Below are 25,638 nucleotides of genomic sequence, written 5' to 3'. Positions count from 1 at the left end.
GAAACGTGACCTAGAGCGGCGCTGCTCGGCCAAGGACGGTCTCGACCGCTGAGACCAGTTCGTCGCGGGAAACCGGCTTGTTCAGGTGCAGGGTCCGCAAGTCGCCCGGTTCGTCCGGGTCACTCGGACCCGAAGCGTGGCCGGAGAGGAACACCACCGGCAGGCCCGGCGACATGCAGCGGACAGCGCGCGCGAGGTCGGTGCCCTGGAGCTTGCCCGGCATGACGATGTCGGTGAGCAGCAGATCGATTTCGGGAGAGTTCTTGAAGACCTCGAAGGCGGCATCGCCCGAAGACGCCTCGGTGACATTGTAGCCGACGCGGGTGAGGGCGGAGGCCAGCGTCTGGCGCACATCTTCCTCGTCCTCGGCGAGCAGGATTCGCGCCTCGCCAGGACCAGTGTGTACCGCCCGCGCGGCCTCGGACCTGCCGCCGTCCTCCGACGCGTCGTTCGTACAAAAGAGGAGCCTGACCGTCGTCCCCTCGCCGAGTTCCGAGGAGGCGATCACGGCGCCGCCAGATTGTTCCATGAACCCCTTCACCATCGACAGGCCGAGCCCGGCGCCCGAAGCCGGCGGCTTTGTGGTGAAGAAGGGCTCGAAAATGCGTGGAAGCGCGTCGGGCGCGATTCCCTTGCCGGTGTCGCGCACCACCAGTTCGACACAGGTCCCCGGCGCGAGCCCGCGTTCGCGGCAATAGGGATGCCCGGCTTCGAGCTCGAGGCTGAAGGTCTCGATATAGAGCCGGCCGCCATCCGGCATCGCGTCGCGGGCGTTGATGATGAGGTTCAGCAGGGCGCTCTCGGCCGAACCGCGATCCACCTGCACCAAAGGTAGGCTCTCCTGGAGTATGGTCTCGACGTGAATCGTGTCCGGCAGGGTGCGGCCCGCCCAGGCGGCGGTCTCGCGCACGATGTCGTTGATGTCGATACGCGCCGGCTCAAGCCGGGCGCGGCCGGCGAAGGCGAGCATCTTCCGCGTCAGGTCCGCACCGCGCTCCGTCGCCCTCACGCTGCTCTCGACGAAATCGAGCAACTGCGGGTCGGGCAGTGGATTCATCGCCAGGAGCGCCTCGCGCAGCAGTTCCTGGTTGCCCATGACTACCGCCAGAAGGTTGTTGAAGTCATGCGCGACGCCGCCCGTGAGCTTGCCGAGGCTGTCATTCTTCTGGGCGATGAAAGTCAGCTCACGCTGGCGTTCGAGTTCGGCCGCACGCTCAATATCGGCAGTTACGTCCGCCACCAGCGCATACAAACGGGTCGAGCCGTCCGAAAGCCGCGTTGGGTGACTGCGGACCTGGAGCCATTTCTCCGCCCCGTCCGCGGTCCGGATCGGAATCGTGTCGGAAAAGGGCGTCAGCCGCTCGGCTGCTTCGGCCGCCTTTCGCTCCAGTTCGCGTTGCCGTTCGGCGTCGGTGCCCATCGCCCAGAGAACCGCGACATGTGCCTCCGCCGCCGAAGCCGGAACGCCCCAGATCTCCTCGCAGGCGCTCTTGTTGAAGAACTCGACCCGGTCCTCGGGCCCTGGGCTTACCCGGCCGGGTGGCATCGTGTGGGAAAGCACCGCGCCCGGCAGGTTGGCAATCACGCCGGTCAGCTTCTCCCGGATCGCCTCGAGCTCGCCAATGGTCTCGCGCCTGGCGACAGCGTAGCGGTTGGCAAGCAGCGTCGGCGCCAAGACGACAGCGCCGAGCAGGGCCAGATAAAGGCGGTAGCGCAGCTTCTCGCCGGACTCCGGCGCCCATCCGCCGCGTGGTTGCGCCAGGATGGTCCAGTTGCGATCGGAGATCGAAACTTCCTCGCTGACGGCGGCCTCCCGGGAAATGTCGTCGGCGCCATAGACGCGCTTTTCGACGCCGCCGATATCGTCCGAATACAGGATCGCGAGGTCGTGTTTACGCTCGACATCCGACGCACCGACCTGCTCGAGAACCTCTGCGATGTCGAGCTGGACCGAGAGAACGCCCTCAACGATCTCCGATTTGTCGTTGGTTGTCAGGACCGGCAGTCTCAGGACTACGACGTTTCTTCCATCCGTGCCCACGAGCGGGCCGAAGACCAGGACGGCAAAGGATGCGCCCACCCTGATCTCGCCGGGAAGCTCGCCAGGGGTCCCGCTTATGTCGCGGCCGAGTCGCGCCTCGTTGCCTTCGAGCGGATGGACGCGCGCCGTTCGGGACCCGGGCGCGAATTCGGTCAGCAGCAATTCGGACCGACCCTCGAACGCTTCCTGGACCAGTTGTTCGAAATCCGCCTGTGTCGGCGTCCTGACCCGGGATGCCGCTTCAAGCGCGTTGGCGAGGTGATAGCTCGACAGGATATCGTCATCGATCCGTTGCTCGATACCCGAACGGAGGGAGTCTACCGTCTTGGAGACCTCCTCCCGCTTCGCCTGCTGTAACACCCGGTCATGCTGCGCGTCGGTGAGGAAGATGACAAGCAGGATGGCGAGCCCGACCACAAGAGTCGGCAGGTATTGGAGTGCTCTGGATCTTGCCATTCCCGGGCCGCCTTCGCCCATTTCCAGCCGCAGCCTAGCATGCCGGATATTCTGAGCAAGCGCGGGGATTTGCACGGGAAGGCGACGGACGGACCGATATAATCAGCCGGTCACGTGACGGTATTGTCGCGCTCTCAGAAGACGACTGCCGTGGCGATGTTGCAAAGGCCCGCCTGGGACAGTCTGTCCGCAACACGCTCGATCGTGGCCCGATCGGACGTGGGCCAGGAGGCGGCCGGACCGGTAACGCCATGCGTGCGGAACGCATTGAGCCGCAGGCGGAGGCGCGTGTCGAGCGCGCGGACGAACTCAGCCAGCGCCGCGACCTCGCGCTCGGCATCGGTGATGCCGGGGACGACGAGGAAGCGCAGTTCGGCGAGGCGGCCCGCCCGGTACAGCAACCGGGCGCTCTCGAGAACACGGGCATTGTCCTTGCCAGTCAGGCGGCGGTGGGTGTCTGGGTCCATCGCCTTGATGTCGAGCATCACACCGTCAGTCCATGGAAGCAGGCGTGCCCAACCGGTGCCGGCGAGATATCCGTTGCTGTCGATCATGCAGCTCAGCCCGGAAAGCGACGGGTCCTCTTTGATCGCCCGGAACAGGGCGGCGACGAATTTCGCCTGAACCGTCGCCTCGCCGCCAGAAAGGGTAATGCCGTCGAGAAAGGCGCGCCTGTCGCGGAGGATGTAGAGCACGTCGCCGACCGTCATCTCGCGCACCATCGGGTTGGCCGAGATCGGGCAGGCGGCAAGACAGTCGTCGCAACCGGTGCAGCGGGCCGCGTCGAAGACAATCGCGCCATCTTCGAGTGTCAGCGCTCCGGTCGTGCAGGCCGGGATGCAGTCGCCGCACCCGTTGCAATGGCCCCTTGTATGCGGGTTGTGGCAGGTCACGCAGGCGAAATTGCACCCCTGCAGGAAGAGCACGAGCCGGTTGCCCGGCCCGTCGACGCAGGAGAATGGCAGAAGCCTACTGACCGTAGCCGTGGGCGAATTCATGGCCAATCACGCGGGGTTTGCGCTCGAGAATTCGGGTCAACTCCGCGGCCTCCGCGCCGAGCGCCGTGGTGTTGGTGCGAGAGCCGCCGTCCTGGCGGAATTTCTCCAAATCCGAGAGGCGGATCATGTAGCCGGTCACGCGCACAAGGTCGCCTCCAGCGACATTCGCCGTGAAGTCGCGAAAGCCGCTGGCAAGCGCACCTTTAGCAAGCGTGAAGAGGGCCCGCGGATTCGCTTTCACCGTCTCGTCGATGGTCAGGATCTCGGAGACCCCGGAGGGGTAGTGAAGGTGGTGCGGTGCCAGCGCCATCACATGGGTGACCGGGTCCGGCTCGCTGCCATACGGGATGCGCACGCCCGGTGTGGCGTCGATATCGGTGCTGATGCCGGCCTGGGCGTGCAACATCGCCTGGCCGCGCCATGCGTGTTCGACCGGCGTTGCCTCGACGCGGTCGGCCAGCGCCCGGGTGATGCCGAGGCCGAGCGCATTGGCCTCCGCGTCGAGACCGTAGCGGCCGGCACGCCCCTCGAGATCCTGCAGGTGGTTCACCGCCTCAGCCATGCCGTAAATCCCGAACATTGCCGTGAAGCGGTCCCGGTCGACCCAGCCTTCGGTGACGATGAAGTTCTCGAAGAAGCCGGAATGCTCGAACAGGTGGCCCATCCGCGCCTCGATGAGGCGGAATTGCAGGTCCATGTAGCGCGGCAGGACGTTGTCCGCGAAATCCGCCGTGTCGGTGGCGCGTTTCGCGGCCTCATGCAGGTTCAGCCGTACCAGCGTCGCGGCGCCGCCCGCAAGCGGCAGGGCATTGTAGCAACTGACGATGGCATAGCCGCGCGCGTCGAAGGCGGCGGTATGGAGCGGGTGGTTCGCGACATGCGGCTTGGAACAGGTAATGATCGCGTCGGTGGCCCGCCGCAGCAGCGCCTCGCCGCTGGTCTCGGGATCGTAGAGCAGCGTCAGGTTCGGTGCGATCTGTTTCAGTTCGCTGTCGACATCGAGCACGGCGCGGGCGACGCGGTTGTCCTCTGGGCCGATATTGACGTGCAGAAAAGCGTCGGGAAGGACACGGTCGATATAGCGCCAGAGCAGGCGCAGCTTCGCACGGAGATCCTCGTCGCCAACGCCCTCACAGAAAGGCAGCAGAAGACGGTCGATATGGCCGATGAAGACCGGCATGGCCGTCACCGAGGGCACGTGGTGCCAGGCGATCATCAGGCAGGTGATCGCCTCGTCCAGCGTCTCCGGCGGGTCCAGTTCGAGATAGGCGCTGCCATTCTTCAGCAGCACCGCGTAATCGGGCACGACATAGCGCGGCTTGTAGGGTGCGTGACCTTCAGCGAGATCACAGAGCACGCCCTCGGCAAGGGCCTCCGCCACCGCATCGTCGATCTTGGGATAGGGCAGCATGTTCTCCGCCTCAAGCGAGAGGAAGCGCGCCTTTTGCGCCGGGCTAAGGCCCGGATCCGTGACGATGGAGCGGAGTTTTTCGAGGGTTTCCGGCATGTGCGCCTCCCGGGCGATCTGTGGAGCGAGTGTAGCGCAGGGACACGGGCGGCGAAATCGGCGAGATCGCCGCGCGGCCTCAGATCGCCGGCACCTGCTGGGTGATGCAATGGATATTGCCGCCCCCGAGCAGGATCTCGCGGGCGGGAAGGCCGACAATCTCGCGCTCCGGGAAGGCCGACTGCAACTCGGCGCGGGCCGCAGCGTCGCGGTCGGGATCGAGCAGCGGGAAGATCACCCGTCCGTTGGTCACGAGGAAATTCACGTAGGAGGCGGCAAGGCGGGTGCCCGCGGCGCGCGCCATGTCGCCCGTCGGGTCGATCCCGCCGGCCTCCTCGCCGGTGATGTGGAGCGGGGCGGGGATGTGCAGCTTGCGGATCGTCAGGGTGCGGCCGGCGGCATCCTGCGCCGCTTCCAGGACGGCGAGCGCCTCGCGGCAGATCGCGTGGTTCGGATCGGCGGGATCGTCGCACCAAGACAGGATCACCTCTCCGGGACGCGCCACATGCATGAGATTGTCGACATGCCCGTTGGTTTCGTCGCCGTCGAGGCCCCGCGGCAGCCAGATGACCTTCTGTTGCCCGAGCGCGGCCTTGAGCGCCGCCTCGATCTCGGATTTCGCTAGGTCCGGGTTCCGGGAAGGATGCAGCAGGCATTCCTCGGTGGTGAAAAGCGTTCCAGCACCATCAGTGTGAATCGCGCCGCCCTCCATCACGAGTCCGGGACGATAGATGTCGGCCCGGTGCAGTACGCAGATCTTCGAGGCAACGCGGGCATCCCGGTTCCACGGGAAATAGAGCCCGTCCAGCAGGCCGCCCCAGGCGTTGAACTCCCAATCGACGCCGCGGCGGCGGTCCTTGGCATCGGTGACGAAGGTCGGACCGATGTCGCGCATCCAGGCATCGTCGGTCGACATCTCGACCACGCGCACCGTCGCCGGAAGGCGGGCGCGCGCATTGTCCCACTGAGCGGCGGAGACGGCCATGCTGACCGGCGTTACCTCGGCGATGGCACCTGCCACCGCGGCAAAGGCGTCCTGCGCCGGTTTCGCACCCAGACGCCAGTTGTCGGAACGTTCCGGCCAGGCCATCCAGACCTCCTCCTGGGGCGCATGTTCGCCAGGCATGGCGAAGCCGTCGGCGGCGGGCGTGGTATCGAGGATGCGGCTCATCATGCGGTCCCTGGCAACTCGCCGCGCAAGGTGGCGGGGTCGGCGAGGGCTGTCAATTCGTCCGGAGCGGGGCCGGCTGGATGCGGGCGTACCGTTTCCTCGTCCGTCCGGCAGACAGCACTTCGCCCCGCTGTCCGATCCGCCGCGTTGTCCGCCCCCGCACCTCTGCTATAAGCGGCGCAGGGCAGCAGACGGGAGCGCTGGGATGACATTTCGCGGGCGGCATCTTCTCGGGATCGAACCCCTGCACCCGATGGAGATCACGACTATTCTCGATCTCGCCGACGAGTATGTCGGGCTGAGCCGGTCCAGGTCGAAACATTCCGACGTTCTCAAGGGGCTCACCCAGATCAACATGTTCTTCGAGAACTCGACCCGGACGCAGGCGAGCTTCGAGCTTGCGGGAAAGCGGCTCGGGGCGGATGTGATGAGCATGCAGATGCAGGCGAGTTCGATCAAGAAGGGCGAGACGCTGATCGACACGGCGCTGACGCTCAACGCCATGCATCCCGATCTGCTCGTGGTCCGCCACCCGCATTCGGGGGCGGTCGACCTGCTCGCCCAGAAGGTCAATTGCGCGGTTCTGAATGCGGGCGACGGACGCCACGAGCACCCGACCCAGGCACTGCTCGACGCTCTGACCATCCGCCGCGCCAAGGGGCGGCTGCACCGGCTCAACATCGCGATCTGCGGCGACATCGCCCATAGCCGGGTGGCGCGGTCCAACATCCTGCTGCTCGGGAAGATGGAGAACCGGATCCGCCTCGTCGGGCCGCCGACACTCATTCCTTCCGGCGCCGCGGACTGGGGCGTCGAGGTCTATGGCGACATGAAGGAGGGCCTCTCGGGCTGCGACGTGGTGATGATGCTCCGGCTCCAGAAGGAGCGGATGGATGGCGGCTTCATCCCATCGGAGCGGGAATATTACCACCGCTTCGGGCTCGATGCGGCGAAGCTCGCGGTCGCGAAGGAGGATGCCATCGTCATGCATCCCGGACCGATGAACCGCGGCGTGGAGATCGACGGCACGATCGCCGACGACATCAACCGCTCGGTGATCCAAGAACAGGTCGAGATGGGCGTGGCGGTGCGCATGGCGGCGATGGACCTTCTGGCGCAGAACCTCCGGGCGGAGGCGGCATGACCCCGCTCCTGGAGAGGGATGCCCGATTCTGGATGAAGCGCCTTAGGCCGGTGGAGCGGCTGGTCTGGGTCGGCCGGCCGCGTCTCACGATCCGGATGGGCTGGCCGGTGATCGTGGCAGCCGGCCCGGCGGCGCTCTATGCTGCGTTCTACCTTTGGCACGCGATGTCCGGACCGCAGGGCGCCACGCTCGGCGAGATCCTGACCGATTGGTCCGGTCACGGGATCGAGTTCTTCATGATCGCGGCGCTTGCCTGGTGCCTCTTCTACTTCCTCCGCCACGGCCTGATCTTTCCCTTCCAGCAGCGCTACGCGGTGACCGACCGCCGCCTCATGGTCTGGCGGCACGGACGATCGCCGGCACTGGTGGACGAGGAGATCGACCTGTCGCTGAGGCTCCGGCGACCGGCACGACCGCGAAATTCGGTGCTTTTCTCGAAAGAGCGCCTCTTCGCACGCGGATCGCAGATCGCCGGGTACCTGCCAGCTCGGGCGGCAGAACGGCCGGTGGGCTTTCTAAATGTGGCCGATTCCGAGGGCATGGAGACGGCGCTGGCGGTTGTCCTCGACGGCATGGAAGAGAGGGCCTGGCGATGAATGGCGAAACGGTTCTTGCGGAGTGGCAGGCAGATCGCTCCACCTATATCCAGGATCACGTCATCATTGCGGTGATCGGAGCGGTGATCTGCTCGGCGGTGCTGATCTGGGTGGGCAATTCCAGTTTCTGGGTGGCCTTCGTGGCCGCACCGCTCGCGGTCGCCGTGCGTGGCGTCTACCTCGCCTCGGAGGAGTTGACCCAGACCTGGGTTCTGACGAACGACACGCTCACCAGCTCCAACGGCAAACGCATTCCGCTGGTGCAGGTCAAGTCGGTCAACAGGCTCGGCAGCGCCGTGCAGCTCGTCACGCATGCCGGCGACAAGCACCTGATGAAATATCTCCCCGACCCGAAATCCGTCCGCACCCGGATCGAGGCAGCCTGCAACATCGAGAGAGGCGAGAGATGACGATCCTCTTCAAGAACGCCCGACTGATCGACCCCGAGGCAGGGAGCGACGCGCCGGGCTGGCTCGTCGTCTCGGACGGCACGGTCACACAGCTTGGTACGGGGGAACCGCCGGCGGCCGGCGAGGTCGTCGATTGCGCCGGGAAATGCCTCGCACCCGGGATCGTCGATATCGGCGTGAAGATCTGCGAGCCGGGTGAACGGCACAAGGAAAGCTTCCGCTCGGCCGGGCTGGCGGCGGCGGCGGGCGGCGTGACCACGATGGTGACGCGGGCCGACACGCTGCCGGCGATCGACACCCCGGAGGTGCTGGAGTTCGTCACCCGGCGCGCGGCGCAGGACAGCCCCGTCCGGATCGCGCCGATGGCAGCGCTGACCAAGGAGCGCGCAGGGCGGGAGATGGTCGAGATCGGCTTCCTCCTCGATGCCGGCGCGGTGGCGTTTTCCGACGGCGACACTGTCACCGGCGATACCAAGGTTCTCAGCCGCGCCTTCACCTATGCGCGCTCGCTCGATGCGCTGGTGATCGCGCATCCACAGGAACCCGGGCTTTCGGCCGGCGCGGCAGTGACGTCCGGCAAGTTCGCCGCGCTGAAGGGCCTGCCGGCGGTCTCGCCGATGGCCGAGCGCATGGGGCTCGACCGGGACATCGCTCTGGTCGAAATGACCGGCGTGAAATACCACGCCGACCAGATCACCACCCGCCGCGCGCTTCCGGCGCTCGAGCGTGCGAAGGCGAACGGTTTCGACGTGACCGTCGGCACCTCGATCCATCACCTGACGCTGAACGCGCTCGACGTGGGCGACTACCGGACATTCTTCAAGGTGAAGCCGCCGCTCCGCTCGGAGACCGACCGGTTGGCGGTGATCGAGGCGGTGGCCTCCGGGCTGATCGACACGATCTCGTCCTTCCACACACCGCAGGACGAGGAAAGCAAGCGGCTGCCCTTCGAGGAGGCCGCCTCTGGCGCGGTGGGGTTGGAGACGCTGCTTCCGGCCGCAATGCGGCTCTACCACGCCGAGTTGCTGACGCTGCCGCAGCTCTTCCGGGCGATGGCGCTCAACCCGGCGCGGCGGCTCGGGCTGCCGGGCGGGCGGCTCAGCGCCGGCGCCCAGGCCGATCTCGTGCTCTTCGACCCGGACGCACCCTTCGTTCTGGACCGCTTCACGCTCCGGTCGAAATCAAAGAACACGCCCTTCGACGGGCAGCGGATGGAAGGCAGGGTGCTCGGTACCTGGGTTGGCGGCGAGCGGGTGTATGGGGGCTGATACGGCCCTTTGAGACGGCCAGGTGAGGCATCTGGGTTCGCGCCGCACTCTGAGCCGCGGGAAAGCACGACGGAGGCAGAATGACACTTGCAGAACTCCTGCCCACCGGGCTCGCAGCGGAACTCGTCGGCATGATCGGCGGGGCGATCTTCTTCGGCTCCTGGATGTTGCAGGCCTGGGAGACGCGTCGGGCCGGCAAGCCGGTCGTCTCCGCGCGGTTCTTCGCACTTCGCTCGCTTGCCTCGGCGCTGATGGCAGCCGAAGCGCTGCGCGTCGGCTCGCTCTCCATCTTTGCCGTCATGGCGGCGACGCTGGTGTTGATGCTCTACAACCTCTGGTCGGCGATCCGGGCGGAGCGGGCCGGTTAGGGTATCGACAAGAGGTCGGTCGCGTCCGGCAGCGGCAGGCAGACTGCCAGCCCCTCCAGCCGCTCGACCTTCAGCCCCGAGGCGGCAATCGCCTTCCGGTAGCGTTCCCGCTTGGTGTCGTCGAAGAGGATGTAGCCGCCCGGCGCGAGCTTCGGAATCGCCTCGAGCAGGCAGGCCTCCCGCGCCCGCCCGTCGATCACAATGAGGTCGAACGGCCCCTCGTGGTCGCGGATCGACCGGACATAGGCGTCGAAATACTGCCCCTCGAATCCCTTCTTGCCCGAAGGGATCTCGCCCGACGCGGCCGCCGGCACGCCGATGACCCAGGTGTCGGGGAACCCGGCAGTCTTTTCGCCCACCGCGCTGGCCCAGTCCGGGTCATGCTCCACTGCCGTAACCTTTGCGCCGCGGCGCGACAGCCAGAGCGTGCTCGCCCCGCTGCCCCATTCGAAAACCCGTGCGCCGGGATGCGATGCAAGAAAGTCGTCGACCGTTTCGACAGCATCGAAGGTCCACCAGGGCAGGTCGAGGCCCGACAGGTCCTCGAGATCGTAGATCGCGAAGAGCGAGCGCAGCCACGCCGCCCGCCGGCTCTCCGACCGTTCCAGCGCTCCGAGCAGGCCGGTCGGCTTCAGGACCCTGCGGAGGCCATGGGCGGTGGCGACATAGGCGGAGCGCAGGGCGTCACTCATCGAAAATCCTCGACTCGGTCATTGACGGCGGGTCTCGCCGTCTTCGGTTATGGTGTCGACAACGTATTTGTCGCCCTCGCGCATCGAGGAATTCCGCATCAGCTCGGCGACAAAGCCGACGGAGACGATCTGCGTTCCCGTCACCACCAGCAGGATGCCGATGAGCAGGAGCGGCCGGTTGCCGATCGGCCCCATGTCGAGGAACCAGAGCGCGGTCAGATAAGCGATGAAGAGCCCGCCGAGAAGGAAGAGCGGCAGTCCGATCATGGCAAAGAAATGCAGCGGGCGGCCGGAATAGGAGGTCATCATCTTCACCGTGAACATGTCGAGGAAGCCCTTGATCATTCGCATGGTGCCGTATTTCGAGACCCCGAACTCACGCGGGTTGTGTTTCACCACGATCTCGGTGCCGGAGTAGCCGGCCGCGTGCAGAAGCGCCGGCGTGAAGCGGTGCATCTCGCCATATAGATTCAGATGCCCTGCCGCTCGGCGCGTGTAGGCCTTGAATCCGCAATTGATGTCATGGATCTCGATGTCGAACATCCAGGAAGTCATCCGGTTGAAGATCCGCGAGGGCAGCGTCTTGGAGGCCGGATCGTTGCGCTTCTGCTTCCAGCCAGACACGAAATCGTTTCCCGCCTCCAGCATCTCGATGAAGCGGGGGATCTCCTCGGGGTCGTCCTGCAGGTCGGCATCCATGGTCATGACGATATCGCCACGCGCCGCGCCGAAGCCCGCCGAAAGTGCCGCCGCCTTGCCGAAATTTCGCGTGAAGCGGATCAGTCGGACCCGTGGATCGTCCGCCGAGAGCTTTGCGGCGATCTCCGCGCCATCGTCGGTCGAGCCGTCGTCAACGAAGACGATCTCGAAGGGTCGACCCAGTTCCGCGAAGACCGTGGCAATCCGGCGGGCCAGCTCTGCCAGCGTGTCACGCTCGTTGAGAAAGGGAATGACGATGGACACGAGGGCAGGATCGACCGCGGAATCGCTCTGCGCGACGCCCGTCACCCCGGCCATCTCGGCTTGCTGAAGCATCATATTTCCTTGGGTGGAAGCACTGCTCGGTGTTTCACGAATCGTAGTGGCCTTTGTTGACAAGGGCAAGAAATGCCGATTTCGTGGCTAGAAAAACGGGGCGCCCGTGGCAGGGTCGAGGCGAGAAGCGAGCAACTTCATGGAATCCGACCACGACATCCGGCGGGTCTGTTTCATTGCAGCGCTTCTTCCGCTGCTCTTCGGCGCCTTCACGCTCTTCGAACCCTTCGGCCGCGACCAGGGCATCCACGCCACGATCGCCTATGCGCTGCAGGAGGGTCTCGCGACCTACCGCGACGTCTACAATATCAAGCCGCCGATGACGACGGCGACGCATTGGCTGGCGCTCGAACTCTTCGGACACAGCTATCACGCCATCCGCATCCTCGATCTGATCTTCGTTTCCGCCGGCCTTGCCAGCCTGTCGGGAAGCGTGCTGCTGCTCGGTGGCAGCCGAGCGCTTGCGCTCGGCGCTTCGGTCGGCTTTGCCTCCCTGTTCTACGTCATGGGCTACTGGGAGCATGCACAGACCGACGGATGGGCCACGATCTGGCTGATCTTTGCGCTGAATTTCACCGCACTCGGCTGGAACGAGACACCCGGACACCGGCGCTCGCTGCTTTTCGCCTTCGCCGGTTTCGCCATGGGCGTGGCGTTCTGCTACAAATACACCATCGGCACGGTCGGCCTGCTGGTGTTCGCTCCGCTTCTTGTGCCGGGCCGGGAGGTTCGGTTCCACTGGCGCGACCTCTTCTGGCTTGTGATCGGTGGACTGGCCTGCCTCGTTTTCGTCTTCGGGTTCCTCGCGGCAACCGGCGTGCTGGACCCCTTCCTCGAGATCCAGAGCTACATCCGCAGCTACTTATCTTATTCACGAACGATCCCGTCGATCATCACCCACTACGCGGTCCTGACCTGGGCGTCGTCCGTCGGAAATGCGGCGCTGATCGCCCTTGGAGCCTTGGCTTTCCTCGTCACCGCCATACAGCGCTCGACGCTTCTGCATGTGGTCACGCTGGTGATGATCGTCACCGGAATGATCTCCGCCATCGCCCAGGGAAAGGGTTTTCCGTATCACTACCTGCCCGTCTATACCGGCGCCGCGCTGCTGATAGGGTTCGGCATCGAGGCACTCACTTCGGCGCTGATGCGGAGCAGGGCACTCGCCCGCCGGAGGGGCCTTGTCTGGGCCGTCATCATCCTCGGAATCGGGCTCGCCTGCGGGGCCTTGTATCCGAACCTGAAACGCGTCGCGCTGGTGGCAACCGGCAAGATCAGCCCGCGCGACATCGCAATGGCCTATGACAACGAGAGCGACTACAGCTTTGCCGACCTGCTGGCCTTCAGCGAGCAATTCGCCGAGATCCGCCAACCTGGAGAGACCTTCTTCCTCTGGGGATACGAGACCGGGCTGTATTTCCTGATGGAACAGCCGCCGCTGCATCGCTACCCCTATTCCTGGCCCTTCGTTGTCCGTTTCCACGACGGCCGCTACACGCCCGACCTGCGGGCGCGGCTCGAGGCCGACCCGCCCGACTACATCGTCATCCAGAACAGTGACGCCACGCCCTGGGTTACCGCCAACCCCGATGACAGCCGCGCCTTCCTGCCGAAGCTGCCGGAGATCAACGATTTCGTCACTGAGGGCTATGCCCTGATGCTCGAGGCCGAGCGCTTCGACCTGTGGAAGCGCAAGATGTGATCGCGAAACCCATATTGCTGCCGTCATTGGGTTTTATTTTCGCCTGAGCGTCCGCTAACATGCCGGGCATCGCGACAGGATGCGCCATGTGGCGCGGAAGGACATTCATGAGATTTTCCGCATTCGTGCGAGGCGTCGCGCTGCTTTGCGGCCTTGGCCTCATTCCGGGCAGCCAGGCGCAGGCAGGGCCATTCGACGGAGGCTGGACGCTGGACGGCGCCGCATCCTCGATCGCCTTCCAGTCGATCAAGGACCAGACCAAGGTTGAATTGAACAGCTTCGCCGCGCTGGAGGGCGCAATCGACGCGGGCGGCACGGCCACGGTGACTGTCCACCTGGAATCGGTCGATACCAAGATCGACCTGCGAAACGTGCGCATGCGGTTCCTGTTCTTCGAGACCTTCCTCTACCCGGAGGCGACGATCACCGCCCAGATCGACCCGTCCGCGATTGCCGATCTCGCCGAGACCCGGCGCAAGACCATCCCCATGCCCTTCACGCTCGATTTGCACGGGGTGACGAAGGCTTACGAGGCCGACGTCACCGTGACGCTGCTCGACGCGGATCGGGTCTTCGTCAACTCGGCGCAGCCAATCTCGATCCCGGTGGCGGATTTCGGCATGGAATCGGGGCTGACCAAGCTCGAAGAAGCCGCGGGTCTGCCGATCATTCCTTCGGCCACCGTCTCATTCGAATTCGCCTTTACTCGGAACGGCGCGACAGCCGCGACGCCGGTGCAGCTCGCCGCGGCTCCGGCGAACAGGGCGCTGGAGAGCAGCGGCGATTTCGCACCCGAGGAATGCCGCAACCGGTTCCAGACCATGTCGGAGGCCAACGAGATCTCCTTCGCCTCGGGGTCGACGCGGCTGCAGGCGAGCAGCGCCCCTGTGCTCGACTCGCTTGTGGAGATCATCACCCGTTGCCCGGGCCTGACCATCGGCATCAGCGGCCACACCGACAATGTCGGTTCGGATGAGGCGAACCAGCGGCTTTCGGAGCGCCGCGCCGCCTCGGTCGCGGACTATCTCGTCGGCAAGGGCATCCCGGCGAACCGCTTCGAGACCGCCGGATACGGCGAGACAAGGCCGATCGCCGACAATGCGACCGACCGGGGCCGCTGGCGCAACCGGCGGATCGATTTCACCATCTTGGGCGGGTGAGACGATGCGATCTGGCCTTTCCTGCCGGTTGCGCGCAGCCACGATCTGCGCCCTGGTCCTGCTCTTCGGGCTCTCGGGCGTCGCGCGGGCCGAACCGCGCATTGCGTTGGTGGTCGGCAACGGGGCCTACGGGACCGTCACGCCGCTCGACAACCCGATTGCCGACGCCAACGCGGTGGCGGAAACGCTTGAGGCGCGGGGCTTTTCCGTCACCCTGCTCACCGACGCCGACCAGGTCACGTTCAACCGCGCCATCGCCCAGTTCGGGCGCGACCTGAGATCCGGCGGGAACGAGACCACGGGGCTGTTCTATTACGCCGGCCACGCGGTGCAGTCCTTCGGCGCGAACTACCTTCTACCGACCGATGTGGCGCTGACCGATGCTGCCGATCTCGGCCTCGTCGCGGTCCGTGCCGACGCGATCCTGCGCCAGATGGCCTCGGCGGCGAACCGGGCGAATATCGTCATCCTCGATGCCTGCCGCAACAACCCGTTCAGCAACATCCCTGACATGAACGACAACGGTCTGGCCGAGATGAAGGCGCCGACCGGCACTTTCATGGCTTATTCGACCGCGCCCGGCAGCGTTGCGCTCGACGGAACCGGCGACAACAGCCCCTTCACGGAGGCGATGGTCGCCGAGATGCAGGTGCCGGGGCAGAACATCGAGCAGATGTTCAAGCAGGTTCGGGCACGTGTGCTGGAGGCATCGCACGGCCAGCAGACCCCGTGGGACACCTCTTCGCTCACGACCGAGATCCAGTTCACGCCGGGCACCGAGGACACCGCCGCGGGGTTCACCGAAGCGCGGATCTTTGAGTCGATCGAAAAGAGTCGGGACCCGGTTCAGATCGTGCTGTTCCTCCAGAGCTATCCTGACAGCGTCCATACCGAGGCGGCGAAGCGGCTGCTCGTCGAGGCGCTGGACGCCGAGGAGGCCAAGGGAGGGAGTGCGTCCGAAGCCCTGGTCGCGGCGCTCAAGCCGCCCTCGCCGGCGACATCGCCGGTGCAGGGCAAGGTTCCGTCGGACGAGGAGCGCGGCCTGATTTCCACCGCCCAGAGCACCGGCGCGATCGAGGATTACAGGGCCTATCTCGACGCTTATCCCGACGGTGTCTTTGCAGAGCTCGCGGCGACTGAGATCGCGACGCGCGCCGCAAAGGATCCCGAAGCCCCTGCCGGCGGCCTAGCTGCGGCGATGCTGACCGCACCGCCGGAGCCGAAAGCGGAGACCGGCGCGCCTGCGACGCTCGACGTGACTATGGACACGCCGCTTCCGCTCGACGACCCGGCGCTCGCGGGCAAGTCCATTGCGCAGCTGATCAGCGGTACGCCGCGCTATCCGCCGATCGAGAACCTGCCGGAGGAGCTGTGGAAGGGGCAGCCTTGCAGCAATTGCCACCAGTGGCACCAGGAATCGCTCTGCACCCAGGCGCAGACCTATATCGCCGCGTCGGGGACTCGCGCGCTCGGCAAGGAGCATCCATATGGCGGCGGGTTCAAGCGCGTCCTGCGGGACTGGGCCAGCGGGGGGTGTCGCTAACCGGGGCGGACCGTCCGGCCGTGGGGCACAGTTGCGGCGCTGACGGAGCGGCCGGAAATTGCGTGATCGAGGATGGTCGCTGAACGTGATACCCTGTCAACAACGTTTCGGACTGCCGGGAGGTGCGCATGCGCAGGAGACGTGTCGGACTTGCGGTTGGTATCTTCGCCGCTGTCGTCGCGATTGGCTACGGCCTCTATCTGCTTGGCGCCCGTCAGGGCGCCGAGGCGGCAGAGACCGATCCGTTCCGCTTTGGCTTCCTGCTGATCCCCGTTCTTGCGGTTGCCGGAGGATGGATGGTGGAGTGGAACGAGGCGCTTGCGGCGCTGCTTCTGGCCGCGGGGGCGGTTGTCGCGCTCATGGCCTTCGGGCTGTCACTTCCGGCGCTGATCCTGATCGTGCTGCTGGGAGGCGCCGCTCTGTTGATCATGTTGCCGGATCTGCTCTGAGCGGACTCGGTCTGTCCGGGGTCTCGCAGATCCGCGTGTCAGCGCTCTGGCGGGCCTGGCTTTCCGCCTATGCTACCCGGGAGCTGAAAGAAAATGGAGGGCTCCACCCCGGAACCCTCCATCACCCCACGTGCCTCAAGGTGCACCACACGCGTCGGACGTTGTATCCGGGGTCATCCTTGACCCGTTGAAAACTTGATACGCCGACGGACGCTTCCATGCAAACTTCTAATTCCACGCATTTTTCTCAAACGCGTGGCGAATTGCGACGGTCTTAACCGTAGACCGCTTCCTTCCCGAAATGCTTGACGAGCAGATAGTAGATGACGGCGCGATACTTGTTGCGCTCGGATGAGCCATAGATGTCGATCACCTTGGCCAGCCCCGCGTCGAGGTCCGGCCCATCTGAAAGGCCCAGCTTCCCGATCAGGAAGTTCTTCTTCACCGTCTCCAGTTCGCCCGGCTGGCTCGAGGCGACGGTGGACGCGTCGGCGTCATAGATCGACGGTCCGCAGCCGATCGTGACCTTGGTCAGAAGATCCATGTCGGGCTCGACGCCGCATTTGGACTTCAGGTCGTCGGCATATTTGGCGATCAATTCGTCGCGCTTGCTCATTGTTTTCCTCCACAGGTCAGCAACACAAGAATCAAGAATAGAGTGGCCGGAGCCGTTTTTCGGCTCCGGCGCCTTCGCACGTTAACCAAGTGTCCCGGCGTGGCATAGCGCTTTTGCGCTCATTCGGCGGCGGCACGCGCCAGGAAACCGCCTGATTGCCGCTGCCAGAGACGTGCATAGAGCCCGTCCTTGCGCATCAACGCCTCGTGCGGACCCTGCTCGACAATGCGGCCGGCCTCCAGCACCACGATCCGGTCCATCTCCGCAATGGTCGAGAGACGGTGGGCAATCGCGATTACCGTCTTGCCTTCCATCGCCGCGTGCAGCGAGCGCTGGATGGCCGCCTCGACCTCGCTGTCGAGGGCCGACGTGGCCTCGTCGAGGATGACGATCGGCGCATCCTTCAGGATCATCCGCGCGATCGCCACCCGCTGACGCTGGCCACCCGACAGACGCACTCCGCGCTCGCCGACATGGGCGTTGTAGCCCCGCCGGCCCTCGCGATCCTCGAGCCCGAGGATGAAGTCATGCGCCTCCGCCTTCCGCGCCGCCGAGATCACCGCCGCCTCCCCTGCATCCGGCCGGCCATAGAGGATGTTGGCGCGGATCGAGCGGTGCATCAGCGAGCTGTCCTGCGTCACCACGCCGATGGCGCGGCGCAGGCTCTCCTGGCTGACGCGGTCGACATCCTGCCCGTCGATGCGGATCTGCCCGCGTTCGACGTCCCGGAACCGCAGGAGGAGCGAGATCAGCGTCGACTTGCCGGCACCCGACGGGCCGACGAGGCCGACCTTCTCGCCCGGCCGAATGGTCAGGCTGACGTGGTCGAGCCCACCGGTACGCTTGCCGTAATGGTGGCTGACATCGTCGAAGACGATCTCTCCCGGGCCCCGAACGAGCGCCGGTGCCGCGGGCGCGTCGACCACCGAATGCGGCACCGAGATCGACCGCAGACCTTCCCGGATCACCCCGAAATGTTCGAAGAGCCGGATGGTGACCCACATGATCCAGCCGCTCATGCCGTTGAGGCGGAGCGTCAGCGCCAGCGCGGCCGAGACCTCACCGATCGTGACCTGACCCTGCGACCAGAGCCAGATCGCCAGTCCGCCGACCCCCGCCATCAGGAAACCGTTCAGCAGGTTGAGCACGACATGCATCTCGGTCGCCAACCGGGTGAAGCGCAGGAGCCTGAGGCGCAGCCGCCGAAAAGCGTTGAGGCCGAAGTTCTCCTCGGCATCCGTACCGGCAAAGAGCTTTACGGATTCGACGTTGGTATAGGCGTCCACAACCCGTCCGGTGACCGCCGAGCGGCCATCGGAGAATTTCTCCGACGCGTGGGTGACGCGCGGAACGAGGATGAAGAGATAGCCGATATAGAGGCCGAGCCAGACCAGCAGCGCCAGGGCGAGGACCGGCTTGATCCCGGCGACCACGAGGAGCGCGCCGATCACGTAGACCAGCGAGAACCAGATTGCCTCGAGGAAGATATAGGCCGAATCCTCAACGGCGTTGCCCATCTGCATGACGCGATTGGAAAGCCGACCAGCGAAGTCGTTCTGGAAGAATCCCACCGACTGGCCGAGCATATGGCGATGCGCCCGCCACATCGCCTGGACATGCAGCGTGCCGACGAGGGTGTTTTCCAGAAACAGGTGGTTGAGCCCGATCACCGCCGGGCGGAGCAACAGCAAAACCGCAGCGGCGACGAGGAGCTCCGGTCCGTTGGCGGCCCAGAACCCGGCCGGGCCGGAGTCGGCCATCAGGTCCACAACCCGGCCGGCGTAGAAGATCAGCAGGCTCTCGCCCACCGCGACGATGAGCGAGGTAAGCGCAATGACCGGCAGCCAGGGGCCGAGCGTCCGGACCTGGGTCCAGAGATAGGGCAGGAGTTTTTTCGGCGGCGTCTCGGCGGCAAAGGGCTGAAACGGGTCGACGAGATTTTCGAAGAATCGGAACATGACGGACCATCCGCAAGCAAAGAGGGCAAGGGGGAGGAGAGAGATTTCGGGAGAGGCGAAAGGCGGGGCACGTGCCCGCCCGAACAGGACCGGCAGTTAACGCTGGCGAGGGGTCCTGATCTGCATCATCCTACGAATCTCCATTCGTCATTCCGCGGCTGTCGTAGCCGATCTCCCGCCAAAGGTCACCCCCTTGCGGGCAGAAACTGCGCTCGAGCTCGGACGCGCACCGCCGCAGAGCCAAAACGCCCGACCATCCGGCCGGGCGTTTTTCTTTCGAATTCAGTCTGTTGTCTTGGCTCAGTAGCGGTAGTGCTCTGGCTTGAACGGGCCCTCTACCGTCACGCCAATATACTGGGCTTGCTCCGGCGAAAGCTCCGAGAGGCGAACGCCGATCCGGTCGAGGTGGAGCCGCGCAACCTTCTCGTCGAGATGCTTGGGCAGGATGATGACCTCGTTGCCGTATTTGTCGCCATTCTGCCAGAGCTCCATCTGCGCCAGAACCTGGTTGGTGAAGGAGGCGGACATCACGAAGGAGGGGTGGCCGGTGGCGTTGCCGAGGTTCAGCAGGCGCCCCTCGGAGAGCAGGATCAGCCGGTTGCCGTTCGGCATCTCGATCATGTCGACCTGATCCTTGATGTTGGTCCACTTCATGTTCTTCAGCGAAGCGACCTGGATCTCGTTGTCGAAATGGCCAATGTTCCCGATGATCGCCATGTCCTTCATCTCGCGCATGTGCTCGAGACGTATGACGTCCTTGTTGCCGGTGGTGGTGACGAAGATATCGGCCGTCGACACGGCATCCTCGAGCCGCACCACTTCGTAGCCGTCCATAGCCGCCTGAAGCGCGCAGATCGGGTCGATCTCGGTGACCTTCACCCGCGCTCCGGCACCCCGCAGCGAGGCCGCCGAGCCCTTGCCGACGTCGCCGTAGCCGCAGACCACGGCGGTCTTGCCGGCCATCATCGTGTCGGTCGCGCGGCGGATACCGTCGACCAGCGATTCCTTGCAACCGTATTTGTTGTCGAATTTCGACTTGGTCACGCTGTCGTTGACGTTGATCGCCGGGAACGGCAGCAGGTCCTTCTTCATCAGCTCGTAGAGGCGATGCACGCCGGTGGTCGTCTCCTCGGACACGCCCTTGATCGCGTCGCGCTGCTTGGTGAACCAGCCCGGCGTCTCGGCGAGGCGCTTCTTGATCTGGTTGAACAGGCAGACCTCCTCCTCGGAGCCCGGAACCGCGATCAGGTCCGTCTCGCCGGCTTCGACGCGGGCGCCGAGAAGGATGTAGAGCGTCGCGTCGCCGCCATCGTCGAGGATCAGGTTGGCGCCCTCCTCGAACTGGAAGATCCGGTCGGTATAGGACCAGTATTCCTCCAGCGTCTCGCCCTTCACGGCAAAGACCGGCGTGCCGCCCGCAGCGATGGCGGCGGCGGCGTGGTCCTGGGTGGAGAAGATGTTGCAGGAGGCCCAGCGAACATCCGCACCGAGCGCGACCAGCGTCTCGATCAGCACGGCGGTCTGGATCGTCATGTGCAGGCTGCCGGCAATCCGCGCGCCCTTGAGCGGCTGGGCCTCGCCATATTCCGCTCGGAGCGCCATAAGGCCCGGCATCTCCGTCTCGGCGATATCGAGCTCCTTGCGCCCGAACTCGGCCAGCGAAATATCCTTGACGATGTAATCCTGAGCCATCGGGCGCTCCTTCAGATGAGTGTCGCGTTTCGCGGGGACATAGCGGGGAAGGTGGATGCCGACAAGTCCGGAGGCACGGGCAGGACACCCGCGGCGGTCGGGTTCAGCCGAGCAGCACCTCGTAGGCGAGCTTGGCCGAGACAACAGCCAGTGCGAGCTCGATCAGAAGGAAGAAGAACCACTCGGGCAGCACGCGCGAGATCGCCGCGCCGCTCCACGCCCCGGCCAGCGCCGCCGGCGCCAGCCAAATCGCCTGCTGGAAGCTTGCCCAGGTGATCTGCCCCGCCATGATGAAGGCCGGCAGCTTCAGCAAGTTCATGATCGCGAAGAAAATCGTCACGGTTCCCAGATAGACCATCTTGTCCAGCTTTTGCGGCAACACATAGGCCTGAAACGGCGGCCCCCCCGCGTGGCTGAGATAGCTGGTCAGGCCGGCGAGGGCGCCCCAGAAGAGGCCACGCGGAACATCTGCCGGCTTTTTCGGCACCGGTCGCTTGGATAGCCGGCCGCGCAGGGCGTTCGCCAGATAGGATATCCCGATTCCGGCCACCAGGAGCTTCACGGCATCGCCTGGGATTGACGACACCGTGAGAAAGCCGACGAGAATGCCAACCACCGCGCCGGGCAGAAGGATCTTCAGGTTGCGGCGCGAGAAAGCGCGCCGGAACAGGTAGACCGCATAGGAATCGGCAACGATATAGATCGGCAGGAGCAGTCCGGCCGCATGCGCGGGATCCATGAACAGCGACATCAGCGGCACCGCCAGCATCGAGATCATCGGCACGCCACCCTTGGACAATCCCATTAGAAAGGCCGCGAGCCCCGCAACGATCCAGAATTCCAAAGCTGCGCCTCCGATACGCCATTCCCGCGATCCCGGGTATTCCCCGTTGCGCCGGGCCGCAAGGGCAGAGCGCGGTCGATTTCCGGCCGGCCAGCGACAAACGGGCTACACAGGGCGAGCCGAATTCGCTAGGTCACCGGACCGACACTGCAACGAAAGAGACCGCCATGGCCAAGGCCGCCCGCGCATGGCAACGCATGCTGTCCGGCCGCAGGCTGGACCTGCTGGATCCGACGCCCGTGGATATCGAGATCGAGGACATCGCGCACGGGCTCGCCTTCGTGGCGCGCTGGAACGGCCAGACGCGGGGTGATTTCGCCTATTCGGTCGCCGAGCATTCGGTGCTGGTGGAAGAGATCTTCGGCCGTCTCCAGCCCGGGGCGGAGGCGAAATGGCGCCTGGCGGCGCTTCTCCACGATGCGCCGGAATATGTCATCGGCGACATGATCTCGCCGGTGAAAGCGGCCGTGGGGCCGGATTACAAGCAACTCGACGAGCGGCTGACTGCGGCTGTGCATCTGCGGTTTGGCCTGCCGGCGACGCTTCCGGTGAAGGTCAAGAGGCAGATCAAGAAGGCCGACCGGATCTCGGCCTGGCTCGAGGCGACGCAGCTCGCGGGCTTCTCGGTCGCCGAGTCCAACCGGTTCTTCGGGAAACCCGACCCGGAGGTCATTTCCGGGCTGATCCTGCACCTGCGGCCGCCGGTCGAGGCACGCAGGGCCTATACCCGCAGGCATGCGGAGTTGCTCGCCGCGCTATGAGGCGCAGACGCGCCCGGCGCTCTGCCCGCCATGTTGCCAGCCGATGAAGGCAGGCGGGTCGAAGGGGCGCGTTTCGAAAAAGAGCGTCGTGCCGTCGGGCCAGCGCGCCGCGCGAAGGCCTGGGCAGGCACCTGCGGTCGAGGCAGGGGCACTCCCCATCAGTTTCGACATGGCGGCGATGGCACCGGGCTCGGCGCGCTGGAAATCGATCTCCTTGCCCGTCGCCCCGGCGAGGATGCCCTGCTCGGTAAAGACCGGTTCCGCTACGGGAGCAGAGGCAGTGACCGGGCCCGGGCCGGCCGAATTCACACAGGCGCCGAGAAGCAGACAGCCGGCCGCGAGGACCGGCTGTTTCTGATGAAGGCGCAAGGCCATGCCCTAGCGCGGGCTGCGCTTGGCGAGGATCCGCTGCAGCGTCCGGCGGTGCATGTTGAGGCGCCGGGCGGTTTCCGAGACGTTGCGGTCGCAGAGTTCGTAGACCCGCTGGATATGTTCCCAACGCACCCGGTCGGCCGACATGGGGTTCTCCGGCGGCGGCGGAAGCGCGTCGCCATTGGCCAGAAGCGCGGCGGTGACGTCATTGGCATCCGCAGGCTTGGAGAGATAATCGGTTGCGCCGATCTTCACCGCCGCAACGGCCGTGGCAATGGCGCCGTAGCCGGTGAGCACGACGACGCGCGCCTCCGGTCTCTTTTCCCGGATTGTCTCGACGACATCGAGGCCGTTTCCATCCTCGAGCCGCAAATCGACCACGGCATAGGCCGGCGGGCGGGCCGTCGCCACGGCCTTGCCCGCGGCCACTGACTGGGCGATCTCAGGCTCGAAGCCCCGCTTCTCCATCGCCCGCGCAAGGCGGCGCAGGAACGGCTCGTCGTCATCCACGATCAGGAGGGACTTGTCCTCGCCGATATCCTGCAGTTCGCGCTCCACCATCGGCTGCCTCCGGCTCCAGTATTCGGATTATGTTGTGTCGGTGGGACACTAGTGTCATGTCGCCACAGCGTCAAACGGTTGCGTCAGTCGCCTGTGTCCGCATTGCAACGTCGGAAGCCTCAGATCCTGTCAAGAAAGCACTGCACGCTATCGGCGAGTTGCCCCGGCGTCAGGTCGCGTCGGAAATACTCAAGGAATCCCGTCTCCGGCAACACCAGGTAGGTGAAGGTCGAGTGGTCGATCAAGTAATACTCGTCCTCCGGATCGCGGATAGAGAAATAGGTCCGGTAGGCTTTGGAAGCCGCGCGGATCTGCTCCTCAGACCCGGTCAGCCCAAGCATGTCCGGATGGATGTTGTAGGTAAAATCGGCCATCGATTGCGCGTCATCCCGGCCCCAGTCGACGGAGACGAAGACCGGCTGAACGTCAAGGCCGCGTTCCTTCAGGATATCCACCGCCTCGGCGTTGCGGACCGTGTCGAGCGGGCACACATCCGGGCAATAGGTATATCCGAAGTAGAGCAGCGACGGGCGGGTAAAGATCTCCTTGTCGGTGACGGTTTCGCCGGTCTCGCTGACGAGTTCAAGCGGTCCGCCGATCTGTTCCGTCCCGCCGGCCACTTTGCCGGTGCGACACGCGGCGAATCGATCCTCCTCGCCGCCGGTCATGACAAAAGCCAGGGTTCCGCCAATAACCGCGGCGAGCGCCCCCGCTGCGAGGATGGCCAAAGTGCTTGTATTCATGATCTCTCCATCGATCGGATCGGAGGCGCGCAACCCGTTTGCCGAGATATCCGCGCTTGGCTATTGAGGGCAAGTCACACAGGCGAGACTGGAACGCAAATGGCCGACACTTCCTTCCCGGTCTTCGACGGAATGTCGCGGAGCCACTGGGTCCGACTCAGGACGCTGATCGTGCTGCGGTGGGTGGCGATCTTCGGTCAGCTCGTGGCCATGCTCGTCTCGGTCGTGCTGTTCCGGTTGCAGCTCGAAATCGGGCTCTGCCTGATGGCGGTCGGCGTCTCGGTCGTGGCCAACCTGCTGGCCGACTTCATCTATCCGCCCAACAAGCGGCTCTCGGAGAACGAAACTCTGTTGACGCTGCTCTTCGATCTCTCCCAGCACGCGTTCCTGCTCTATCTCACCGGCGGGTTGAACAACCCCTTCGCGCTCTTGGTCCTCGCGCCGGTCACCATCGCCGCCACCACGCTGCGCCTGCGCTCCACGGCACTGCTCGCCGGCACTGCCGTCACCTACATCACCCTGCTTGGATTCTTCTTCCTGCCGCTACGGGATGTCGATGGCACCGTGCTCAGCATGGCCGACATCTTCCGCTTCGGCTTCTGGGTCTCGATTGTCGTCGGCATCGGCTTCCTGGCGCTCTACGCGCGCCGCGTGGCGGTCGAGGTGCATTCGATGTCGGACGCGCTGGTGGCGACGCAGATGGCGCTTGCGCGCGAACAGAAGTTGACCGACCTCGGCGGCGTCGTGGCCGCCGCGGCGCATGAACTCGGCACGCCGCTGGCGACCATCAAGTTGGTGAGTTCCGAGATGATCGAGGAGCTGGACGCCGAGGAGGATCTTCGCCAGGACGCCATGCTGATTCGCGACCAAGCCGATCGCTGCCGCGATATCCTCCGCTCGATGGGTCGCGCGGGCAAGGACGACCTCCACCTGCACAAGGCGCCGCTCGACACGGTGATCCGGGAGGCCGCCGAACCGCACGGCGACCGCGGCAGTACGATCCATTTCGATGTCGCCCCTGGTCCGGGCGGCGGCAACCGGCAGCCCTCGGTGACACGCCGGCCCGAGATCATCCACGGGCTCCGAAACCTTGTGCAGAACGCCGTGGATTTCAGTCAGGAGAACGTCTGGGTCGACGCGCGCTGGACACCCGACAAGATCCTGATCCGCATCGCCGACGACGGCCACGGCTTCCCCCCGCAAGCTCTGGGCCGGATCGGCGACCCGTTCATGCGAATCCGCAAATCCGCCGCCGAGCGCGCCAAGCGGCAGGAATACGAGGGCATGGGGCTCGGCCTCTTCATCGCCAAGACGCTGCTCGAACGCTCCGGGGCGGTGCTGACCTTCTCCAACGGCTCCGACCCCTTCCTCACCGAAGCCGAGCGGCCTACCCGCAGCGGCGCCATTGTCGAGGTTGCCTGGCACCGCAGCGATATCGGGGCCGATGACGAGGAGAGCTTGGCATTGGGTGAGAACACGCCGTTTTCCGTTGGCTGAAGGCGTGTTTTAACGCCGGATTAACCACTTGGCCGTTAGTGCAGGGCCATCTGC

Annotated in this window: 24 protein-coding genes; 11 read left to right on the top strand and 13 right to left on the bottom strand. The window is 65.2% G+C overall.

Annotated elements, in window-relative coordinates; genetic code table 11:
* Positions 1-10 precede the first annotated feature (10 nt).
* The 4 genes from EU800_RS06605 to aguA all read right to left on the bottom strand — a co-directional run bounded on the left by EU800_RS06605 (position 11) and on the right by aguA (position 6,173).
* Complete coding sequence (locus EU800_RS06605) at positions 11-2,497, bottom strand: ATP-binding protein (protein ID WP_165354578.1); 2,487 nt, start codon at positions 2,495-2,497, stop codon at positions 11-13.
* Positions 2,498-2,631: 134 nt separating this feature from the next.
* Positions 2,632-3,495 carry a YjjW family glycine radical enzyme activase gene (locus EU800_RS06600; RefSeq protein WP_129629818.1) on the bottom strand — a complete coding sequence of 288 codons (864 nt, stop codon included), beginning with the start codon at positions 3,493-3,495 and terminating at the stop codon, positions 2,632-2,634.
* Entirely contained in the window at positions 3,467-5,002 is a 1,536-nt protein-coding gene (locus EU800_RS06595) for a YjjI family glycine radical enzyme (protein WP_129629815.1), read from the bottom strand. Before EU800_RS06595 ends, EU800_RS06600 begins: the two co-directional genes overlap by 29 nt.
* Positions 5,003-5,081: 79 nt before the next feature.
* Complete coding sequence (gene aguA / locus EU800_RS06590) at positions 5,082-6,173, bottom strand: agmatine deiminase (protein ID WP_129629813.1); 1,092 nt, start codon at positions 6,171-6,173, stop codon at positions 5,082-5,084.
* Positions 6,174-6,378: 205 nt separating this feature from the next.
* On the opposite strand from aguA, the gene EU800_RS06585 reads away from it, so the two are divergent.
* From EU800_RS06585 to EU800_RS06565, 5 genes are all read left to right on the top strand, one after another.
* The gene (locus EU800_RS06585) at positions 6,379-7,317 is read left to right on the top strand and encodes an aspartate carbamoyltransferase catalytic subunit (RefSeq protein WP_129629812.1); all 939 of its coding nucleotides are present in this window, start codon (positions 6,379-6,381) and stop codon (positions 7,315-7,317) included.
* The gene (locus EU800_RS06580) at positions 7,314-7,913 is read left to right on the top strand and encodes a hypothetical protein (RefSeq protein ID WP_129629810.1); all 600 of its coding nucleotides are present in this window, start codon (positions 7,314-7,316) and stop codon (positions 7,911-7,913) included. Before EU800_RS06585 ends, EU800_RS06580 begins: the two co-directional genes overlap by 4 nt.
* Positions 7,910-8,323, top strand: a complete 414-nt coding sequence (locus EU800_RS06575; protein ID WP_129629809.1) for a hypothetical protein — start codon at positions 7,910-7,912, stop codon at positions 8,321-8,323. Before EU800_RS06580 ends, EU800_RS06575 begins: the two co-directional genes overlap by 4 nt.
* A complete protein-coding gene (gene pyrC / locus EU800_RS06570; RefSeq protein WP_129629807.1) occupies positions 8,320-9,591 on the top strand; it encodes a dihydroorotase in 1,272 nt (423 codons plus the stop codon). The genes EU800_RS06575 and pyrC overlap by 4 nt, the downstream gene beginning before the upstream one ends.
* A gap of 80 nt (positions 9,592-9,671) precedes the next feature.
* Positions 9,672-9,959 carry a hypothetical protein gene (locus tag EU800_RS06565; RefSeq protein ID WP_129629806.1) on the top strand — a complete coding sequence of 96 codons (288 nt, stop codon included), beginning with the start codon at positions 9,672-9,674 and terminating at the stop codon, positions 9,957-9,959.
* On the opposite strand, the gene EU800_RS06560 is transcribed toward EU800_RS06565, so the two are convergent.
* Together EU800_RS06560 and EU800_RS06555 are read right to left on the bottom strand one after the other, a co-directional pair.
* Positions 9,956-10,651 (bottom strand): class I SAM-dependent methyltransferase, encoded by a 696-nt coding sequence (locus EU800_RS06560; protein ID WP_129629804.1) that lies wholly within the window; start codon positions 10,649-10,651, stop codon positions 9,956-9,958. The genes EU800_RS06565 and EU800_RS06560 overlap by 4 nt on opposite strands.
* A gap of 18 nt (positions 10,652-10,669) precedes the next feature.
* Positions 10,670-11,686 carry a glycosyltransferase family 2 protein gene (locus tag EU800_RS06555; protein ID WP_242500421.1) on the bottom strand — a complete coding sequence of 339 codons (1,017 nt, stop codon included), beginning with the start codon at positions 11,684-11,686 and terminating at the stop codon, positions 10,670-10,672.
* A gap of 139 nt (positions 11,687-11,825) precedes the next feature.
* Here EU800_RS06555 and EU800_RS06550 point away from each other — a divergent pair, with 139 nt between their 5' ends.
* The 4 genes from EU800_RS06550 to EU800_RS06535 all read left to right on the top strand — a co-directional run bounded on the left by EU800_RS06550 (position 11,826) and on the right by EU800_RS06535 (position 16,540).
* On the top strand, positions 11,826-13,388 hold the full coding sequence (locus tag EU800_RS06550) for a glycosyltransferase family 39 protein (RefSeq protein WP_129629802.1): 1,563 nt from the start codon (positions 11,826-11,828) through the stop codon (positions 13,386-13,388).
* Between the two features lie 107 nt (positions 13,389-13,495).
* Positions 13,496-14,548, top strand: coding sequence for an OmpA family protein (locus EU800_RS06545; RefSeq protein ID WP_129629800.1), 1,053 nt, complete (start codon positions 13,496-13,498; stop codon positions 14,546-14,548).
* A 4-nt stretch (positions 14,549-14,552) separates the two neighbouring features.
* Positions 14,553-16,091: a caspase family protein gene (locus tag EU800_RS06540; protein ID WP_129629798.1), complete on the top strand. Its 1,539-nt coding sequence runs from the start codon at positions 14,553-14,555 to the stop codon at positions 16,089-16,091.
* Between the two features lie 128 nt (positions 16,092-16,219).
* The gene (locus EU800_RS06535) at positions 16,220-16,540 is read left to right on the top strand and encodes a hypothetical protein (RefSeq protein ID WP_129629796.1); all 321 of its coding nucleotides are present in this window, start codon (positions 16,220-16,222) and stop codon (positions 16,538-16,540) included.
* Between the two features lie 274 nt (positions 16,541-16,814).
* Here the strand turns inward: EU800_RS06535 and EU800_RS06530 are convergent, their stop codons facing one another.
* From EU800_RS06530 to EU800_RS06515, 4 genes are all read right to left on the bottom strand, one after another.
* On the bottom strand, positions 16,815-17,156 hold the full coding sequence (locus tag EU800_RS06530; RefSeq protein ID WP_129629794.1) for a DUF2853 family protein: 342 nt from the start codon (positions 17,154-17,156) through the stop codon (positions 16,815-16,817).
* 119 nt (positions 17,157-17,275) lie between these two features.
* The gene (locus EU800_RS06525) at positions 17,276-19,114 is read right to left on the bottom strand and encodes an ABC transporter ATP-binding protein (protein ID WP_129629792.1); all 1,839 of its coding nucleotides are present in this window, start codon (positions 19,112-19,114) and stop codon (positions 17,276-17,278) included.
* A 300-nt stretch (positions 19,115-19,414) separates the two neighbouring features.
* A complete protein-coding gene (gene ahcY / locus EU800_RS06520; RefSeq protein ID WP_129629790.1) occupies positions 19,415-20,806 on the bottom strand; it encodes an adenosylhomocysteinase in 1,392 nt (463 codons plus the stop codon).
* A 103-nt stretch (positions 20,807-20,909) separates the two neighbouring features.
* The gene (locus EU800_RS06515) at positions 20,910-21,650 is read right to left on the bottom strand and encodes a sulfite exporter TauE/SafE family protein (RefSeq protein ID WP_242500420.1); all 741 of its coding nucleotides are present in this window, start codon (positions 21,648-21,650) and stop codon (positions 20,910-20,912) included.
* A 167-nt stretch (positions 21,651-21,817) separates the two neighbouring features.
* Here EU800_RS06515 and EU800_RS06510 point away from each other — a divergent pair, with 167 nt between their 5' ends.
* Positions 21,818-22,411 (top strand): HD domain-containing protein, encoded by a 594-nt coding sequence (locus EU800_RS06510; protein WP_129629788.1) that lies wholly within the window; start codon positions 21,818-21,820, stop codon positions 22,409-22,411.
* Here EU800_RS06510 and EU800_RS06505 read toward each other — a convergent pair.
* The 3 genes from EU800_RS06505 to EU800_RS06495 all read right to left on the bottom strand — a co-directional run bounded on the left by EU800_RS06505 (position 22,406) and on the right by EU800_RS06495 (position 24,087).
* Positions 22,406-22,780, bottom strand: a complete 375-nt coding sequence (locus tag EU800_RS06505) for a hypothetical protein (RefSeq protein ID WP_129629786.1) — start codon at positions 22,778-22,780, stop codon at positions 22,406-22,408. The two genes, EU800_RS06510 and EU800_RS06505, sit on opposite strands and share 6 nt — an antisense overlap.
* A 9-nt stretch (positions 22,781-22,789) precedes the next feature.
* On the bottom strand, positions 22,790-23,344 hold the full coding sequence (locus EU800_RS06500) for an ActR/PrrA/RegA family redox response regulator transcription factor (RefSeq protein WP_129629785.1): 555 nt from the start codon (positions 23,342-23,344) through the stop codon (positions 22,790-22,792).
* A gap of 119 nt (positions 23,345-23,463) precedes the next feature.
* Positions 23,464-24,087, bottom strand: a complete 624-nt coding sequence (locus tag EU800_RS06495; RefSeq protein WP_129629783.1) for an SCO family protein — start codon at positions 24,085-24,087, stop codon at positions 23,464-23,466.
* 99 nt (positions 24,088-24,186) lie between these two features.
* Between EU800_RS06495 and regB the strand changes: the two genes are divergently transcribed.
* A complete protein-coding gene (gene regB, locus EU800_RS06490; protein WP_129629781.1) occupies positions 24,187-25,584 on the top strand; it encodes a sensor histidine kinase RegB in 1,398 nt (465 codons plus the stop codon).
* The last annotated feature ends 54 nt before the right edge of the window (positions 25,585-25,638 follow it).

This window comes from Tropicimonas sp. IMCC6043, assembly GCF_004146235.1.
In the GTDB taxonomy this organism is placed as follows: Bacteria; Pseudomonadota; Alphaproteobacteria; order Rhodobacterales; family Rhodobacteraceae; genus Tropicimonas.
This window is presented reverse-complemented; position numbering and strand designations above follow the sequence as displayed.

Excerpts from the sequence above, each read along its gene's own strand:
- EU800_RS06580 (WP_129629810.1), top strand. The coding sequence starts at position 7,314 with ATGACCCCGCTCCTGGAGAGGGATGCCCGATTCTGGATGAAGCGCCTT.
- EU800_RS06550 (WP_129629802.1), top strand. The coding sequence starts at position 11,826 with ATGGAATCCGACCACGACATCCGGCGGGTCTGTTTCATTGCAGCGCTT.
- EU800_RS06535 (WP_129629796.1), top strand. The coding sequence starts at position 16,220 with ATGCGCAGGAGACGTGTCGGACTTGCGGTTGGTATCTTCGCCGCTGTC.
- EU800_RS06585 (WP_129629812.1), top strand. The coding sequence starts at position 6,379 with ATGACATTTCGCGGGCGGCATCTTCTCGGGATCGAACCCCTGCACCCG.
- EU800_RS06525 (WP_129629792.1), bottom strand. The coding sequence starts at position 19,114 with ATGTTCCGATTCTTCGAAAATCTCGTCGACCCGTTTCAGCCCTTTGCC.
- EU800_RS06510 (WP_129629788.1), top strand. The coding sequence starts at position 21,818 with ATGGCCAAGGCCGCCCGCGCATGGCAACGCATGCTGTCCGGCCGCAGG.
- aguA (WP_129629813.1), bottom strand. The coding sequence starts at position 6,173 with ATGAGCCGCATCCTCGATACCACGCCCGCCGCCGACGGCTTCGCCATG.
- EU800_RS06600 (WP_129629818.1), bottom strand. The coding sequence starts at position 3,495 with ATGAATTCGCCCACGGCTACGGTCAGTAGGCTTCTGCCATTCTCCTGC.
- EU800_RS06500 (WP_129629785.1), bottom strand. The coding sequence starts at position 23,344 with ATGGTGGAGCGCGAACTGCAGGATATCGGCGAGGACAAGTCCCTCCTG.
- EU800_RS06565 (WP_129629806.1), top strand. The coding sequence starts at position 9,672 with ATGACACTTGCAGAACTCCTGCCCACCGGGCTCGCAGCGGAACTCGTC.
- regB (WP_129629781.1), top strand. The coding sequence starts at position 24,187 with ATGGCCGACACTTCCTTCCCGGTCTTCGACGGAATGTCGCGGAGCCAC.
- ahcY (WP_129629790.1), bottom strand. The coding sequence starts at position 20,806 with ATGGCTCAGGATTACATCGTCAAGGATATTTCGCTGGCCGAGTTCGGG.
- EU800_RS06605 (WP_165354578.1), bottom strand. The coding sequence starts at position 2,497 with ATGGCAAGATCCAGAGCACTCCAATACCTGCCGACTCTTGTGGTCGGG.
- EU800_RS06530 (WP_129629794.1), bottom strand. The coding sequence starts at position 17,156 with ATGAGCAAGCGCGACGAATTGATCGCCAAATATGCCGACGACCTGAAG.
- EU800_RS06540 (WP_129629798.1), top strand. The coding sequence starts at position 14,553 with ATGCGATCTGGCCTTTCCTGCCGGTTGCGCGCAGCCACGATCTGCGCC.
- EU800_RS06595 (WP_129629815.1), bottom strand. The coding sequence starts at position 5,002 with ATGCCGGAAACCCTCGAAAAACTCCGCTCCATCGTCACGGATCCGGGC.
- EU800_RS06545 (WP_129629800.1), top strand. The coding sequence starts at position 13,496 with ATGAGATTTTCCGCATTCGTGCGAGGCGTCGCGCTGCTTTGCGGCCTT.
- EU800_RS06575 (WP_129629809.1), top strand. The coding sequence starts at position 7,910 with ATGAATGGCGAAACGGTTCTTGCGGAGTGGCAGGCAGATCGCTCCACC.
- EU800_RS06560 (WP_129629804.1), bottom strand. The coding sequence starts at position 10,651 with ATGAGTGACGCCCTGCGCTCCGCCTATGTCGCCACCGCCCATGGCCTC.
- EU800_RS06555 (WP_242500421.1), bottom strand. The coding sequence starts at position 11,686 with ATGCTTCAGCAAGCCGAGATGGCCGGGGTGACGGGCGTCGCGCAGAGC.
- pyrC (WP_129629807.1), top strand. The coding sequence starts at position 8,320 with ATGACGATCCTCTTCAAGAACGCCCGACTGATCGACCCCGAGGCAGGG.
- EU800_RS06495 (WP_129629783.1), bottom strand. The coding sequence starts at position 24,087 with ATGAATACAAGCACTTTGGCCATCCTCGCAGCGGGGGCGCTCGCCGCG.